The organism is Thermaerobacillus caldiproteolyticus, assembly GCF_015326725.1.
In the GTDB taxonomy this organism is placed as follows: domain Bacteria; phylum Bacillota; class Bacilli; order Bacillales; family Anoxybacillaceae; genus Thermaerobacillus; species Thermaerobacillus caldiproteolyticus.
This window is the reverse complement of record NZ_CP064060.1, coordinates 1,145,367-1,160,101: the sequence shown is the minus strand read 5'-3', so window position 1 is coordinate 1,160,101 and position 14,735 is coordinate 1,145,367. Positions and strand designations below refer to the sequence as shown.

At 44.1% G+C, this 14,735-nt stretch carries 14 protein-coding genes; 3 read left to right on the top strand and 11 right to left on the bottom strand.

What is annotated here, in order from left to right; genetic code table 11:
• Positions 1-20: 20 nt before the first annotated feature.
• The 5 genes from ISX45_RS05725 to ISX45_RS05705 form a co-directional block, all read right to left on the bottom strand.
• The gene (locus ISX45_RS05725) at positions 21-1,913 is read right to left on the bottom strand and encodes an ABC-F family ATP-binding cassette domain-containing protein (RefSeq protein WP_181556660.1); all 1,893 of its coding nucleotides are present in this window, start codon (positions 1,911-1,913) and stop codon (positions 21-23) included.
• Positions 1,894-2,556: an HD domain-containing protein gene (locus ISX45_RS05720; protein ID WP_194520216.1), complete on the bottom strand. Its 663-nt coding sequence runs from the start codon at positions 2,554-2,556 to the stop codon at positions 1,894-1,896. The genes ISX45_RS05725 and ISX45_RS05720 overlap by 20 nt, the downstream gene beginning before the upstream one ends.
• 159 nt (positions 2,557-2,715) lie before the next feature.
• The gene (locus ISX45_RS05715; protein ID WP_194520622.1) at positions 2,716-3,198 is read right to left on the bottom strand and encodes a glutathione peroxidase; all 483 of its coding nucleotides are present in this window, start codon (positions 3,196-3,198) and stop codon (positions 2,716-2,718) included.
• Positions 3,199-3,258: 60 nt separating this feature from the next.
• Positions 3,259-3,786 carry a hypothetical protein gene (locus tag ISX45_RS05710; RefSeq protein ID WP_194520215.1) on the bottom strand — a complete coding sequence of 176 codons (528 nt, stop codon included), beginning with the start codon at positions 3,784-3,786 and terminating at the stop codon, positions 3,259-3,261.
• 17 nt (positions 3,787-3,803) lie between these two features.
• A complete protein-coding gene (locus ISX45_RS05705; RefSeq protein WP_194520214.1) occupies positions 3,804-5,492 on the bottom strand; it encodes a formate--tetrahydrofolate ligase in 1,689 nt (562 codons plus the stop codon).
• 141 nt (positions 5,493-5,633) lie between these two features.
• Between ISX45_RS05705 and metA the strand changes: the two genes are divergently transcribed.
• From metA to ISX45_RS20220, 3 genes are all read left to right on the top strand, one after another.
• Positions 5,634-6,542, top strand: coding sequence for a homoserine O-acetyltransferase MetA (metA, locus tag ISX45_RS05700; RefSeq protein ID WP_194520213.1), 909 nt, complete (start codon positions 5,634-5,636; stop codon positions 6,540-6,542).
• Between the two features lie 1,142 nt (positions 6,543-7,684).
• On the top strand, positions 7,685-7,813 hold the full coding sequence (locus tag ISX45_RS19855; protein WP_258561079.1) for a hypothetical protein: 129 nt from the start codon (positions 7,685-7,687) through the stop codon (positions 7,811-7,813).
• 172 nt (positions 7,814-7,985) lie between these two features.
• Positions 7,986-8,066 carry a YjcZ family sporulation protein gene (locus ISX45_RS20220; RefSeq protein WP_181556740.1) on the top strand — a complete coding sequence of 27 codons (81 nt, stop codon included), beginning with the start codon at positions 7,986-7,988 and terminating at the stop codon, positions 8,064-8,066.
• A gap of 238 nt (positions 8,067-8,304) precedes the next feature.
• Here the strand turns inward: ISX45_RS20220 and ISX45_RS05690 are convergent, their stop codons facing one another.
• From ISX45_RS05690 to ISX45_RS05665, 6 genes are all read right to left on the bottom strand, one after another.
• Positions 8,305-8,985, bottom strand: a complete 681-nt coding sequence (locus tag ISX45_RS05690; protein ID WP_181556666.1) for a class I SAM-dependent methyltransferase — start codon at positions 8,983-8,985, stop codon at positions 8,305-8,307.
• 513 nt (positions 8,986-9,498) lie between these two features.
• Complete coding sequence (gene cobO, locus ISX45_RS05685; protein ID WP_373367394.1) at positions 9,499-10,047, bottom strand: cob(I)yrinic acid a,c-diamide adenosyltransferase; 549 nt, start codon at positions 10,045-10,047, stop codon at positions 9,499-9,501.
• Entirely contained in the window at positions 10,025-10,810 is a 786-nt protein-coding gene (gene cobA, locus ISX45_RS05680) for a uroporphyrinogen-III C-methyltransferase (protein ID WP_194520211.1), read from the bottom strand. The genes cobO and cobA overlap by 23 nt, the downstream gene beginning before the upstream one ends.
• Positions 10,807-11,859 (bottom strand): nicotinate-nucleotide--dimethylbenzimidazole phosphoribosyltransferase, encoded by a 1,053-nt coding sequence (gene cobT, locus ISX45_RS05675; RefSeq protein WP_194520210.1) that lies wholly within the window; start codon positions 11,857-11,859, stop codon positions 10,807-10,809. Before cobT ends, cobA begins: the two co-directional genes overlap by 4 nt.
• Positions 11,859-13,370, bottom strand: a complete 1,512-nt coding sequence (locus ISX45_RS05670; RefSeq protein ID WP_194520209.1) for a cobyric acid synthase — start codon at positions 13,368-13,370, stop codon at positions 11,859-11,861. The genes cobT and ISX45_RS05670 overlap by 1 nt, the downstream gene beginning before the upstream one ends.
• A complete protein-coding gene (locus tag ISX45_RS05665) occupies positions 13,363-14,727 on the bottom strand; it encodes a cobyrinic acid a,c-diamide synthase CobB (protein WP_194520208.1) in 1,365 nt (454 codons plus the stop codon). Before ISX45_RS05665 ends, ISX45_RS05670 begins: the two co-directional genes overlap by 8 nt.
• Positions 14,728-14,735 lie beyond the last annotated feature (8 nt).

Below are 14,735 nucleotides of genomic sequence, written 5' to 3'. Positions count from 1 at the left end.
CATGTACCCCTCCTTCTTGCTTAAGATTGCAATGATTCAACAAGTTCAGATAGCTCCGCCCAGCGTTCAAGAAGCAAATCGAGTTCCGCTGTGAGTTTTTCGTGTTCGTTCGCTAGCTCTCGCACTTTTTCGTAGTCGCTAGCGTGTTTCTCCATTTCTTCGGTCAATTGCTGTAGTTTTGTTTCTAAAGCAGCAATTTTGTCTTCAATTTCTTCCCACTCTTTTTGCTCTTTGAAGCTAAGACGACGTTTCACTGTCTTTTTTGGCGCTGTCGCTTCTTTGGCCGGTGCCTTTTCTTGTTTTTGCATGGCTTGTTTAGCTATTTGTTTTTCTAAGTACGCAGAATATTCCCCGACATATGTTGCGATTTGTCCGTTCCCTTCAAAAATGAAGAGTTGCTCGGCGATTTTATCTAAAAAGTAGCGATCGTGAGACACCGTGATGACAACGCCAGGAAACGATTGTAAATAATCCTCAAGAACGGTCAATGTTTGCGTATCGAAATCGTTTGTCGGCTCATCCAGCAATAAAACATTTGGTTCTGTCATCAACAGCCGCAATAAATATAAGCGGCGCTTTTCTCCGCCTGACAGCTTACGAACCGGCGTGCCGTGCATGCTCATAGGAAAAAGAAAACGCTCCAGCAATTGCGCAGCTGAAATCGTGGCACCGCCGATCGTGCGAACGGCTTCCCCTGCTTCGCGAACATATTCGATCACTCGCTGCTGCTCATTCATATCGATATGTTCTTGGGTATAGTAGGCGATTTTGACCGTTGGCCCGATGTCAATGTCTCCCTCATCCGGTTGAATCCGTCCAGCCAACAAATTTAATAAAGTCGATTTTCCGCTTCCATTTGGTCCGACGATGCCGATTCGGTCCCCTGGTTTAATGAGAAAGCTAAACCGATGGAGAATCTTTTGATTTCCAAATGATTTGCTGACTTGCTTCAGCTCGATGACTTTTTTTCCAAGGCGGCTGCCCCCTAAAGCTATTTCTAAACTTGCTTTTTGTTCGACATGAAGCGATTTTTCCAGTTCTTCAAACCGCTCTAGGCGCGCTTTTTGCTTTGTTGTCCGTGCTTTGGCTCCCCGCTTCACCCAAGCGAGCTCGCGACGATATAAGTTTTGCCGCTTCGCTTCCGAAGCGCGCTCTTGCTCTTCCCGAATCGCTTTTGCTTCCAAAAAAGAAGCATAATTGCCTGTGTACGTGTAAAGAGTGCCGCGATCAAGCTCAAAAATGCGATTTGTGACACGATCTAAAAAATAACGATCGTGTGTGACAAATAGCACCGCTCCTTGATAGCGGGCCAAATATTCTTCCAACCAACGGATCGCTTCATAATCGAGATGGTTCGTCGGCTCATCTAAAATCAACAAATCCGGTGCTTCGATTAACGCTTGTGCCAGCGCGACGCGTCTCTTTTGTCCTCCTGATAGCTCCCCTATCCGTTTCGTCATATCATCGATGCCGAGTTTCGTCAAAATCGCCTTCGCATTGGCATTTGCCTCCCAAGCGTTCATCGCATCCATTTGTTGTTGACAGAAAAACAGACGCTCTTGTCTTTTTTCATCAAGCGGATGCTTTGTGAGCTCTGCGAGCGCCAACTCGTAATCGCGCAATAAGCGAATAAGCGGTGTATCGCGATGAAATACTTGTTCAAGCACAGTGAAATGCTCTTGAAAATCCGGATGCTGCGACAAATAGCCAATCGTATAGTCTTTGGAATGAGTGATTTGTCCTTCATCAGCCGCCTCCGCACCGGCAATGATTTTTAATAACGTCGATTTTCCGGTGCCGTTGATGCCAATGATGCCGATGCGTTCCTGTTCTTTAATCGTAAATGAAAGATGGCGAAACAGTGTCTTTTCTCCATAGCTTTTTCCAAGGTTTTCAACGGTTAACATCTTCATCGTGACCATCCCACTCTCGATAAAACTGTTGTAAAAACTGCTCCATAAATCGATGGCGCTCCATTGCCAGTTTCCTAGCGCTTTTTGTATTCATCAGATCTTTTAGCTTCAGCAATTTTTCGTAAAAGTGATGGAGCGCCGTACTGCGACCATAACGATATTCTTCTTTTGTCATCGTTTCACGAACAGGAATCGCCGGATCATACATGGAATGTCCGCGGCTGCCTGCATACATAAACGTGCGTGCAATGCCGATCGCTCCAAGCGCATCAAGGCGGTCAGCATCTTGGACGACCATCCCTTCCTGCGTAAGCGGCTTTTTCCCGTGCCCGCCTTTATAAGAAACGGTAGAAATGGCTTCGATTATTTGCTCGATTTCGTCCGTTGATAAAGGCAGCTGGGTAAGCCACGTTCTCACCGTCGCCATTCCTTTTTCTTCGCTTCCGGTAATTTTTTCATCGGCGATATCATGAAGAAGTGCAGCCATTTCCACGATAAATGGGTCCGCTCCTTCTTGTGTCGCAAGCATTAGACTCAGGCGCCGAACGCGCTTGATATGCCACCAATCATGACCGCTTGTGTCATGTTCCAATAGCATTTTCACATAGTCCGCTGTCCGTTGAATGCATTCTTGTTTGTTCATACAATCCCTTCCGTTTAGAAAAATGGAAAAACTCGTCCTACTCGCGACAAGCACATGTTCTTTCTTTCCGTTTGAAGAGGAAAAGAAGATTCGGCACAAGAAAGCTAGCCTTGTGTCACAAAAAACCGTCCTTCCTAAGCGGAAAGACAGTTTCTATCGCTACGCGTCCAACAGTTTTTCAATTTCGGCTTTTAAATCGCTCGGCTTCGTTTTTGGCGCAAACCGTTCAACAACGTTTCCGTATCGATCGACTAAAAACTTTGTGAAATTCCATTTAATCGCTTTCGTTCCGAAAACGCCTGGCGCTTTTTCTGTTAAATATACGAAGAGCGGGTGTGCATGTTCTCCGTTGACATCCACCTTCGCAAACATCGGAAACGTCACACCGTAATTCACTTGACAAAACTGTTCGATTTCTTGCTCTGTTCCCGGTTCTTGTTGACCAAATTGATTGCAAGGAAATCCAAGCACAACAAACCCGCGATCACGATATTGTTCATACAGTTCTTGAAGTTCCTTATATTGTGGAGTAAATCCGCATTTGCTTGCTGTATTGACGATCAATAGCACCTTTCCTTTGTAGTCCGCTAACGATTTCTCCTCGCCACGAATCGTTTTGACAGTAAAATCATAAATGCTCATCATTCTCACCTCTCTTTTTCATCATAAGAAATTTTCCGGCGTTTTTCCACTTCGGCGCTTTTACATCCCGTAAAATGGTTGAAGCTGTTGAAGCGATTTAAGCATGTACGGAACCATTGCCTGTAAATCAGTGACATTCTCTTCATGAATCAGTCGGCCGAATTCGATTGTAATTTCATTATCGTACGCTTCTGTTTTGCTTTTATAATCACGCCGTAACGTTTGGCGAATAAGGCGGTTAGCTCCCCAAATGCCTAACAATGTATCTTCGACGAGCGGACATGTTGTTTCAATTTGCTGTATCGGCATATAAAACGTAATTGTTAACATGCAGCCCGGCTTAGTTGGGTTTTGCTGAAGCAACTCTCCGGCAATTTGTTCTAATTTTGTTTGTAGCGTCACTGTGCATAGAACGCCTGTCTCTTCGCTCTCCTGCAATCGAAACGTAATGTGATACGTCCGCGAAAAATGAGCCAAGTCGACAAAATCGTGACGATCGGTGATAACAATGGTTCCATCTAGATCAAGATCGTAAATCGCTCCTTCGAGTACAGTTTTTAAATTATCAAATACGGTTGGGTCAAACATACACTCCCCCCCTTTTTCTAAAACAGTCCGATCGCATTTCCGTTTTCGTCTACATCCATACGTAACGCGGCTGGTCGCTTCGGTAAACCCGGCATCGTCATGACATCACCAGTTAACGCGACAAGAAAACCTGCTCCAATCGATGGTTTTAATTCGCGTACCGTAATCGTAAAATCGGTCGGTCGGCCAATCTTTGTCGGATCGTCAGAAAGAGAATATTGCGTTTTGGCCATGCAGATTGGTAAATGCCCCCATCCGAGCATCTCAAGCTGGGTCATTTGTTTTTTCGCTTTTGGCGAAAATTCCACGTCTTTCGCTCCGTAGACGATTTGTGCGATCTTGCGAATCTTATCGGGAATCGGTTCGTTGACATCATATAAAGGTGTGAACTTGCTATTGCCGCTTTCCATTGCGTCAAGCACTTTTTTCGCTAAATCAAGTCCACCTTCTCCGCCTTTTTCCCATACTTCTGCTAATGCGACCGGATAGCCGTGTTTTTCACAAAAATTTGTAAGCGTTTCAATTTCTTGTTCTGTATCTGTTATAAAGCGATTGATCGCCACAACAAACGGCAATCCAAATGCTTGAATCGTTTCAATGTGCTTTTGTAAATTCGCCAATCCTGCGCGTAACGCCTCTGCATTCTTTATATGTAAATGTTCCTTTTCCACTCCACCATGCATTTTTAAGGCGCGAATGGTGGCGACAATAACAACCACTTCCGGCTTGATTTGTGAAAAACGCGTTTTAATATGTAAAAACTTTTCCGCTCCTAAATCAGCGCCAAACCCTGCTTCTGTCACAACGTAGTCACCGAGCTTTTGTGCCATTTTCGTCGCAATAACGCTATTGCAGCCATGTGCGATATTGGCAAACGGACCGCCATGCACAAGCGCCGGTGTATGTTCGACCGTTTGGACAAGATTCGGTTTGAATGCATCTTTTAATAAAAGCGTTAATGCCCCTTCAACACCTAAATCTCTTACCGTCACTGGCTGCTTGTCTACATTGTACGCAACAACAATGCGGGCAAGACGCTGTTTTAAATCTTGTAGATCACTCGCCAAACAAAAAACAGCCATGATTTCCGATGCAACGGTAATATCAAATCCGTCCTCCCGCGGCACACCTTGTGCCGGTCCTCCCAAACCGACAACGACGTGACGCAGTGCCCGATCGTTTAAGTCAACAACACGTTTCCAAACGATGCGGCGTGGGTCAATCCGCAATTCATTGCCATGGTGAATGTGGTTATCGATAAAGGCCGCTAAAGCGTTATTGGCAGCCGTAATCGCATGCAAGTCTCCCGTAAAGTGAAGGTTAATTTCGTCCATCGGCAGCACCTGTGAATAGCCGCCGCCCGTCGCTCCGCCCTTGACTCCCATCGTCGGTCCAAGCGAGGGCTCACGCATGGCTACAATCGCTTTTTTACCAAGGCGATGGAGAGCCTGTCCTAATCCTACCGTAACTGTTGATTTTCCTTCTCCTGCCGGCGTTGGGTTGATAGATGTGACTAAAATGACTTTCCCATCAGGCTTCGTTGCAAGCCGCTTCATGATGTTTAAGGAGAGTTTCGCCTTATAATGACCGTACGGTTCCCATTCTTCCTCTAAAAGTCCAAGATCACCAGCGATGTCTTCAATTCGTTTCAACTTTGTTTGTTGTGCGATTTCTAAGTCAGTTTTCCCATTTGCCGTCACTGTCATTGCTTTTCCTCCACTATAAATAAAAAACTGAATATATTTATTGTACCATTCGTATCGTCCGAAAAAAAATTCGTTGAATAAAATTTATAATATTTTTATAATTGAATTATTTAAAAAATAAAGGAATGGAGGATGAGACCGTTGCCAATTAATATTCCAAAAAATCTCCCTGCCAAAGAAATACTAGAACAAGAAAATATTTTCGTTATGGATGAAGAGCGGGCGTATTCTCAAGACATCCGTCCGTTAAATATAGTCATTTTGAATTTAATGCCGCAAAAAGAAAAGGCGGAAACACAATTATTGCGTCTGCTAGGGAACTCTCCGCTTCAAGTAAACATCACCTTTTTGCGTCCAGAAACTCATGAAGCAAAAACGACAAGCAAACACCATCTTGAACAGTTTTATACGACATTTCCTTATATTCGTCATCGTAAGTTTGACGGAATGATTATTACAGGGGCGCCTGTCGAGCATTTGCCATTTGAACAGGTTACATATTGGAACGAACTAGCGGATATTATGGAATGGACAAAAACCCATGTCACTTCTACCTTGCACATTTGTTGGGGGGCACAAGCGGGGCTTTACTATCATTACGGCATTCCGAAATATATGTTGCCGCAAAAATGCTTCGGCATTTTTGAACATTCGTTAGAAGTAAAAAATGTAAAATTGTTACGTGGATTTGATGATGTGTTCCGCATTCCACATTCGCGCCATACTGATGTACTGCGCGAAGATATCGAACAAGTTCCCGATTTAACGATTTTATCTGTTTCTGAGAAAGCCGGAGTTTGTCTAGTAGCCTCTAACGACGGGAAGCAAATCTTTTTAACCGGCCATCCTGAATACGATGCGACTACATTAAAAGAAGAATACGAGCGCGACGTAGCGAAAGGACTGCCGATCCAAATGCCGGAATCATACTTCCCTAATGACGATCCGACAAAAGCGCCGTTGAACACTTGGCGGTCTCACGCGAATCTATTATTTGTGAACTGGCTCAACTATTACGTCTATCAAGAAACACCGTATATTTGGGAATAAATATATTCTGTTTTCTTTAAAATAATTTAATTTGAATAGAACGCCTATAAAATCAACGTCTTTCCACTTATTCCTCCTAACATTTTTATTGATTTTAACCCATTTTTATTTAATTGTGTGGTCAAAAATGTGGTCAAGAAGGCGGAACTCCCACTCCGCCTTCTTTTTAGGTTCTTCAGATTATATAGGAACATATTTGTGTAGAGAATGATAATAAAACCGCCTAAATCCCCATTACCCATTAATAGAAAGTTTATTCAGGTAAGCTGGCATATCCCCCCTTTCCATTAACGAATTGGATAGCCTCAAACCATATGCTTTAAACAAATAGAAGAATAGAAGAAGTAACCAACCATCATTGGAAGGTTAGGGTATATCATTACAATGCGTTCAGTAATAAAGCGAACAAAGGCAATCCAGCAGCTATCGTAAATAGAGATAGTCTAACTGAAAAAAATGCAAGAAATAGCTCAACAAGTAAGGTTTAATGAGACTGCTTTCCCATAAAATCAGATAAAGCCGATATTCGTTACTTGACTCTATCATTCTCCTTGTTTAACTTTCCGTCACCTCTTTGTCTCATCCTCGTTGCTGTTCTGTTGCCATTCATCCATACCTTAATTCATCACTTCTAGTTTATTTATCATTTTATACTCTATTGTTAGCAATATATCTTTTTTTCGTGACATCTCTGCCTTTACGCTTTTGCTTCCACTTGTTTTAGCAGGATGTCTTCAACGTTTTTATTTTTGGTAATTTTTACTTTTCTATTCTAAATGTCCATTCAATTATCTTTTTTGGACAATGCTTCCGACAATTTCTTTTGAATTTCCCCTACACCCAACACATAAAATGAGTATAATTAATACAGGAGAAAAACAAAGAGAATCATTTTCTGTTTGAGCTTCTCCCCTTCTATCGTCATGTATTTCTTTCTATTTATTCGGTTTGATACACTAACTCCCTTCGCCTAGGTTGGTCAAGCCCATACTTTTATCCCGTTGTGAAGAAATTTGCCTAATGCTTCGTCTATCCCCAAAACTTTCTTTTTCCTCGACAAAAAAAGTCAAAGGGTTCGACAGCGGGAAGAACGAAAAAGAGAATATGGAGAAACTTACGCAACTAGAAAGGATGAAGGACAAGTGAGAGCAGAACGAAGAAAGCAATGGAAAACTCATTGGCGAAAGTATAAACATTTGTATAAAGGTTCGCGAATGGAGCGGCGCAACAAATGGCGGCATAAATGGGAAGAAAAATATGTAGCCAGTTAAGCTAAAAATTTATGAATCGAAAAAAAAACCTTGGTTTCATACCAAGGTTTTTTTCGTTTTTCGACAGGTATCTTTCTCATTTTGTTGTTTCCCTACAGCTGTCCAGCGCATCTCTTATCCCTTTATCATACATACGATAGCTTCGGCATAGGAGGTGAGTACAAGATGAGTTATAGCTGGTAACCGTTTTTCATTGATTGTTGTGTTGTTTATTTTATTAATTATCGTTCGTTGGATACGGCTATTAATGTAGGAAATAGAAATCAAACATAGGGAACTGTCTTCATCAAAACAACTCTTTTTTAAAGAAAATCGCTCAACCGGTTTGCTTCTTGAACAAGCATTGCTGCAACACTTACGCAAGGCAGGTTGGGAGCAAACTATCCCTCTACGAAGTGTAAGTACTTCTATGGGAAGAGACATTTGCACTTACGCTTTTCTTATTTTAGTTTATGCAAGAAGCCGCTGTTGTGCGCATACACCCTAAGTTGTCATTTTTTTCGCAACATAAAGAGCCACATAAATGTGAGCGCTTGTTTTAGCTCGGTCGGCAAGGAGCGGATCGTATCCTCGTGCACTCCTCGCTTGTAAACTCCTTGTCCATCGATGATGTCCCATCCGTTTTCTTGTGCCAATTGTTCAAACTCCCATGGCATCATCGTATTGCAAATGACCGGTTTTCCGTACAGGCGCAGATAACTGTTTTTGCGCGGCGCCGCCGTAGGACCGAGCAGGCCAACACATAGATAATGATCGCGCTTCAGCACTCGTCTCATTTCATTGAGCGCTTTCAATGGTTCTTCCGTCCATTCGAGCGAATTAATCGCCATGGCGCCGGAAAACGTTTCATCAGCAAACGGCAATTGGGTCAAATCACCTTGGATAAAGCGCAGCCGTTCATGCTCTCCGCGTGCTTTTGCTTTTTCAATCATTTCTCTTGATAAATCAACCCCAATAACGCGATAGCCTGCCTGATATAGCTTCCACGAACCATAGCCATCGCCGCATCCAAAATCGGCGACTTCTCCTTCTTTTGGTATGTATGTAGCCAAAAACGGGACGATCGTTTTCCGACTTCCGTGCTCCCACATGTCTTCACTGCTCTTGTGCCAAAAGCCCGCTTTTTTGTCCCACTGTTTTTCTGCTTCTTCATGCCAATCGAACGATTTCATTTCAACACCTCTTTTGCATAAAAGTAATGACATCGGAAAAGCTAATGCTGTAAAAAAGAGTATTTGCCGATGGATCAACGGGAAACATTTGTCGCTGTACCAAAAATAAAGGCAATATATCAAATTCAACACTTCAAGCGGTCGTGTGTTATCGTACCAAAAAGCGTTAATAAAAGGTGAAAACGGCACGATTGCCCGGGGAAATATTTTGGCCTAAAAAGACGGAGAACGATATATTCGTGCCAATACCGACGGCGACGCGACAAGCATTTTAAATTATCATCTTCCTACTTTTTTCTAAAATTTGATGAAGAAAGGACGTTAGGTATGACAAAAAAATATAATAAAGGAAGCAAAAATCAAAATTCGCCAACACAAAATCAGTCGTTGTTCGCTACCGAAACGATAAGCGGTGATAACAGCAAAGGCAATAAGCGAAATAAATCACAAAACGACAAAACTGATTTATATGATTAAAAATGAACATTTTATTGCACGAACGAAATAGTTTCACTAAAATTCAATACCTTTCATAGCGCAAATCCCCTCTTGATAGTCATGTTTCACAAGCTTCATTTCTGTGACAATATCGGCAAGAGCAATCAATTCTTTTTTTGCCGAACGGCCGGTAATGACGAGATGAAGCTGAGGAGGACGCGTTTGAATCAATTGAATGACATCATTGATCGAAACAATATCATCGACCGAAAAGCGGTCAATCGCCAGCGCATTGTTCAATTCATCTAATACGATGAGATCATATTGCCCGGATAATACTTTCTCTTTTGCCAAGCTCCATGCGTTTTTCAATGCTTGGCGATGTTCTTCGGGCGTTTTCGTCCACGTAAATCCGGCGCCCATTTGATGCATTTCGATGCTTAATTTTTCACACACGATGTGCTCACCATACGTGCGTTGTGGTGATTTAATAAATTGAATAATGGCGACCTTTTTTCCTCTTCCCGCCGCTCGCAAAGCAAGTCCAAGGGCGGCGGTCGTTTTTCCTTTTCCGTCCCCTGTATATACAATGACTCGTCCTTTATATTGACTCAACCGTCTCACCTTCTAAACAATACGCTTCCGGAAACCATTTGATTTTCTCCCGTAACTTGACAACTTCTCCGACAAGGATAATCGAGGGATGAGAAAGACAGGCTTTTTTCACTTTTTCTTCAATATCTTGTAACGTCCCTACGACTGTTCGTTGCCGCTCGGTCGTCCCCCATTCAATGACAGCCACTTTCGTATCGGAAGATTTGCCGTATTGGATGAGTTGTTGGCAAATATATGGCAAGTTCCCGACTCCCATATAAAACGCAATCGTATCGCTTCCTTTCGCAAGCCCCTCCCAATGCAAACGATCTTCCCCTTTTTCCCGCCGACCATGGCCTGTCACGATGGTTAACGAAGCGGCATAATCTCGATGGGTAACAGGAATGCCCGCATAGGCAGCGGCAGCAATTCCTGCGGTGACTCCTGGAACGATTTCAAACGGAATTCCGTGCTGCGCGAGCACTTCCGCTTCTTCGCCCGCTCGGCCGAATACACACGGATCTCCTCCTTTTAATCTTGTCACGATGTTTCCTTGCTTCGCTTTTTTGACTAACAACGCATGGATCGTTTCTTGAATCAACGCATGGTTCCCTGGCTCTTTTCCGCAATAAATCAACTCCGCTCCGTCCTTTGCATGCTTCAATAAGTTTCGATTGATTAACCGATCGTAAACGATGACATCCGCTTTTTGAATGCATTTCATTCCGTAGATGGTAATAAGCTTTTCGTCACCTGGACCTGCCCCTACTAAATATACTTTTCCACTGTTCATCCCTGCTTTCCTCCCGCTTCCACTGAATTTGATACGTGTGCCGAAGTAAATGTCGCCATTTCCCGCACCATATTCGTTGCAAATTGTAAAAGTGGAAACGCAACTGCAGCTCCGCTTCCTTCTCCAAGCCGCAAGCCTAAATCAATAAGCGGCTTTTTTCCTAACAGTTCAATCGCGACTTTATGACCGATTTCTTTTGAACGATGGCCAAGAATCATATAATCAACGACACATGGATGAATGAGTTTCGCCAGCAGCGCAGCAACGGTACAAATGAATCCGTCGATAAGGATCGGGATGCGCTTTTCAGCTGCCGCTAGCATCGCTCCTGTCATCGCCGCAATTTCCAATCCACCGATTTTCTCTAAAATCTCTATCGGATCGGAAGGATTCGGGGCATGAAGCATCAATGCACGCCGAATCACCTGTCGTTTATGAACGATTTTTTCTTCTGCAATACCCGTGCCTCCTCCGACAAGCTGTTCTACTTCTTTTTTGCTTAATACCGCAAGAATGGCACTGCTTGTCGTTGTATTGCCAATGCCTATTTCACCAACAATAAGACAGCGAATTCCCTGTTTGATCATCTCGTTTGCTTGTTCGTATCCAACCAAAATTGATTTCTCTGCTTCTTCTTTACTCATCGCTTCTTTTTCACAGAAATTGTTCGTTCCATATCTTATTTTCTGATGGATGACTTCTTCGCTTTGGATATCGGTTGCTACCCCAACATCTACAACCGCAAACGTTGCGCCGATTTGCCTGCTGAATACGTTAATGGCTGCACCGCCGTTTACAAAATTCATGACCATTTGCGCTGTCACTTCTTGTGGAAACGCAGATACCCCTTCTTTCACAACACCATGATCGGCTGCAAACACAAGCACACCTGGTGGAGTCACTGTTGGAAACGAAGAGGACGTCATTTCCGCTAGTTCAATCGCTAACTGTTCTAAGCGACCAAGGCTGCCGACTGGCTTCGTTAGCTGGTCGACATAGGCACTTACTTCTTTCCCGATTTCTTTATGTAACGCTGGAATAGTAAACATTACCTTCCCTCCTTTTGAAACTCGGCCATTTTCCGCTCAATCTCCTCGACTCGGACATGGCGCTTTACATGGTCAGCAAGTCGATCGAAAGCTTGCTCACGCAACGTGCGAAATGACTTACGTCCGTAAATGGGCATAATCCCTTTTCGTCGGCGAATCTCGTTTAATAACGCTTCGCGAAAGGCATCGTTATGAAACACATCGTGAAAATACGTGCCGATGATGCGCTCGTCTTCGCTTTGGCTTCCTTCACTCCTCCCATTGACATCAATAAGTGGGACGTAGCCATCAAGCGCGTGCGAACGTCCCATATGAATTTCGTATCCTTTCACATGAAATCGTTCACCTGCAAACATCAATACACCTTCAGAGAGAACTGTCGTTTTTTCCCGCTTCAACGTCGTTTCAATTGGCAGCAACCGCAATCCATCCGTCTGTTGCAGCGGGGTTTCCACGCCAAACGGGTCGCTGATGCGGTGGCCTAACATTTGATATCCGCCGCAAATGCCAACGATGGTCACGTTACTAGTTTCATACAAATGGAAGATTTTCTTCGCTAGCCCGCTTTCTTTGACATAAAGCAAATCTTCAATCGTATTTTTACTTCCCGGCAAAATGAGAAGGTCGGGTTGTCCGAGCTGATCGGCGGTGGTCACAAAACGAATATGACAATCCGGCTCGATAAAAAACGGATCAACATCCGTGAAATTCGATATTTTCGGATAACGAATCACTGCAATATCGATTTCTTTGTCGGGATTGACGGTAGTCGAGACTTGATCCAAGCTGACCGAATCTTCGGCATCGATATGTAAGTTCGGCAAATACGGAACGACACCTAACACCGGAACTCCGGTATATTGTTCAAACCAGTCTAATCCCGCTTGTAACAGAGAAAGATCACCGCGAAATTTATTAATAATCACACCAATCACCCGCTTGCGATCTTCCGGCTCCAATAATTGAAGCGTGCCGACAAGGCTGGCAAACACGCCGCCGCGTTCGATATCGCCGATTAAAATGACTGGGGCATTCGCCATCCGGGCTACACGCATGTTGACAAGTTCGCGGTCGTTTAAATTAATTTCCGCAGGGCTTCCTGCCCCTTCAATAACAAGACGTTCGTACTCATTCATTAAGACGTCCAGTGATTGTCGGATCATTTGCAAGCCCGTTGCAAAAAATTCGTTACGGTAAGCAAAAGCTTTCATATTTCCGTACGGCCTTCCGTGTACAACAATTTGTGCCTCATTGTCACGGCTTGGCTTAATTAAAATCGGATTCATATCCGTTGTCGCGACAACGCCTGCCGCTTCCGCTTGAATTCCTTGGGCACGGCCAATTTCTTTCCCATCAACCGTCACATAGGAATTGAGCGACATGTTTTGCGATTTAAAGGGGGCCGTTTTCCATCCGCTTTGCGCAAAAATGCGGCAAAAGGCAGTTGCGATGATGCTTTTTCCCGCATCGGAATGCGTCCCTTGAAACATGATGGGCAACGCTTTAACCATTTTCCTTCACCTTCTTACACCGTTCAAGCCAGCATTCCACCATCTCTGGACAGGAAGCAAAATGAAAATGAACATAGCCTGCCACAACATTTTCGTTCATATATCCGTCTTTTCTTGTGCCGCGTAGACCCGTTGTTTCGTAGGCAAAATCGATTGCTTTCCTCGCTTCAAACGTTGAATAATGAAATTCATGTCCCCTTGCCTGCAGACCTTCCGAAAGTAAAAAGTTTCCCTGTTCTCCTTTCACTTCACGATAGCCAAGCGCCACTAACTTATGGTGCATTTTTACGTTCCCTGGAATGACACCAACCATGTCATAATACTCTCCATCCGTCGTTTCAATTCCTTCCGTTAAAAACATAAATCCCCCACATTCTGCTAATGTCGGAAGCCCACGCTCAATAGCGGCTTTGATCGACTGCTTCACTTTTTGTTGTTGAGATAATTCTTTGGCAAACTCTTCCGGAAATCCGCCGCCAATATATAAACCGTGTACCCGCTCCGGAAGCGGCTCACCATGAAGCGGAGAAAAAAAGACAAGCTCTGCCCCGTACGCTTCAAGAAGCTCTAAATTTTCCGGATAGTAAAAATGAAACGCAGAATCTTTGGCAACGGCGAGGCGCACATCATACATTTTGTTCGTCGGCAAAAAAGAACGCTGGACTTGCAGTTTCGGAGCTTCGGCTAATTCAAGCAATGCTTCTACATCTACCGTCTTTGTGACAAGTTCACCTAGTTGAGCAAAAAACTCATCAAGCTCCCCCCGCTCAACCGATGGAATTAATCCTAAGTGCCGTTCAGGGATGCGCAATGAATCCTCCTTTTTCAGAAAGCCGATGACCGGAATGCCGCATTCTTGTTCAATGGCTGTTTTCAGCAAGCGAAAATGTCCTTCGCTGCCAACGCGGTTGGCGATGACTCCGGCAATGCGAACACGCTCATCAAACCACTGAAAACCTCGGACAATCGCCGCTGCGCTCCGGGCCATCCCGGCACAATCCACGACTAATAAAACAGGGCTTTGCGTAAGAACACTAATTTCCGCGGTCGTTCCTTCATTCGTCGTTGGCCGTTTTCCATCAAACAGCCCCATGACCCCTTCAATAACGGCAATGTCGGCTCCTTCACATCCTCTGGCACAAATGTCTTTGACCGCTTCGTGTCCGACCATCCAGCTATCGAGATTGCGCGATGGCCGTCCTGTTACCGCTGTATGGTAAGTCGGGTCGATATAGTCCGGACCGCATTTAAATCCTTGCACGATATAACCTTTTTGCTTTAATGCCGCCATAATGCCGATCGTCACAGTCGTTTTTCCGACGCCACTCCCCGTACCGGCGATGACGATTCTTCGCATATTGCCTC

What these genes read in the sequence shown, in the direction of transcription:
- cobA (WP_194520211.1), bottom strand. Translation starts at nt 10,810, where the DNA reads ATGAACAGTGGAAAAGTATATTTAGTAGGGGCAGGTCCAGGTGACGAA.
- ISX45_RS05715 (WP_194520622.1), bottom strand. Translation starts at nt 3,198, where the DNA reads ATGAGCATTTATGATTTTACTGTCAAAACGATTCGTGGCGAGGAGAAA.
- ISX45_RS05670 (WP_194520209.1), bottom strand. Translation starts at nt 13,370, where the DNA reads ATGGTTAAAGCGTTGCCCATCATGTTTCAAGGGACGCATTCCGATGCG.
- ISX45_RS05720 (WP_194520216.1), bottom strand. Translation starts at nt 2,556, where the DNA reads ATGAACAAACAAGAATGCATTCAACGGACAGCGGACTATGTGAAAATG.
- ISX45_RS05705 (WP_194520214.1), bottom strand. Translation starts at nt 5,492, where the DNA reads ATGACAGTGACGGCAAATGGGAAAACTGACTTAGAAATCGCACAACAA.
- cobT (WP_194520210.1), bottom strand. Translation starts at nt 11,859, where the DNA reads ATGTTTACTATTCCAGCGTTACATAAAGAAATCGGGAAAGAAGTAAGT.
- ISX45_RS05665 (WP_194520208.1), bottom strand. Translation starts at nt 14,727, where the DNA reads ATGCGAAGAATCGTCATCGCCGGTACGGGGAGTGGCGTCGGAAAAACG.
- ISX45_RS05710 (WP_194520215.1), bottom strand. Translation starts at nt 3,786, where the DNA reads ATGTTTGACCCAACCGTATTTGATAATTTAAAAACTGTACTCGAAGGA.
- ISX45_RS05725 (WP_181556660.1), bottom strand. Translation starts at nt 1,913, where the DNA reads ATGAAGATGTTAACCGTTGAAAACCTTGGAAAAAGCTATGGAGAAAAG.
- ISX45_RS05690 (WP_181556666.1), bottom strand. Translation starts at nt 8,985, where the DNA reads ATGAAATCGTTCGATTGGCATGAAGAAGCAGAAAAACAGTGGGACAAA.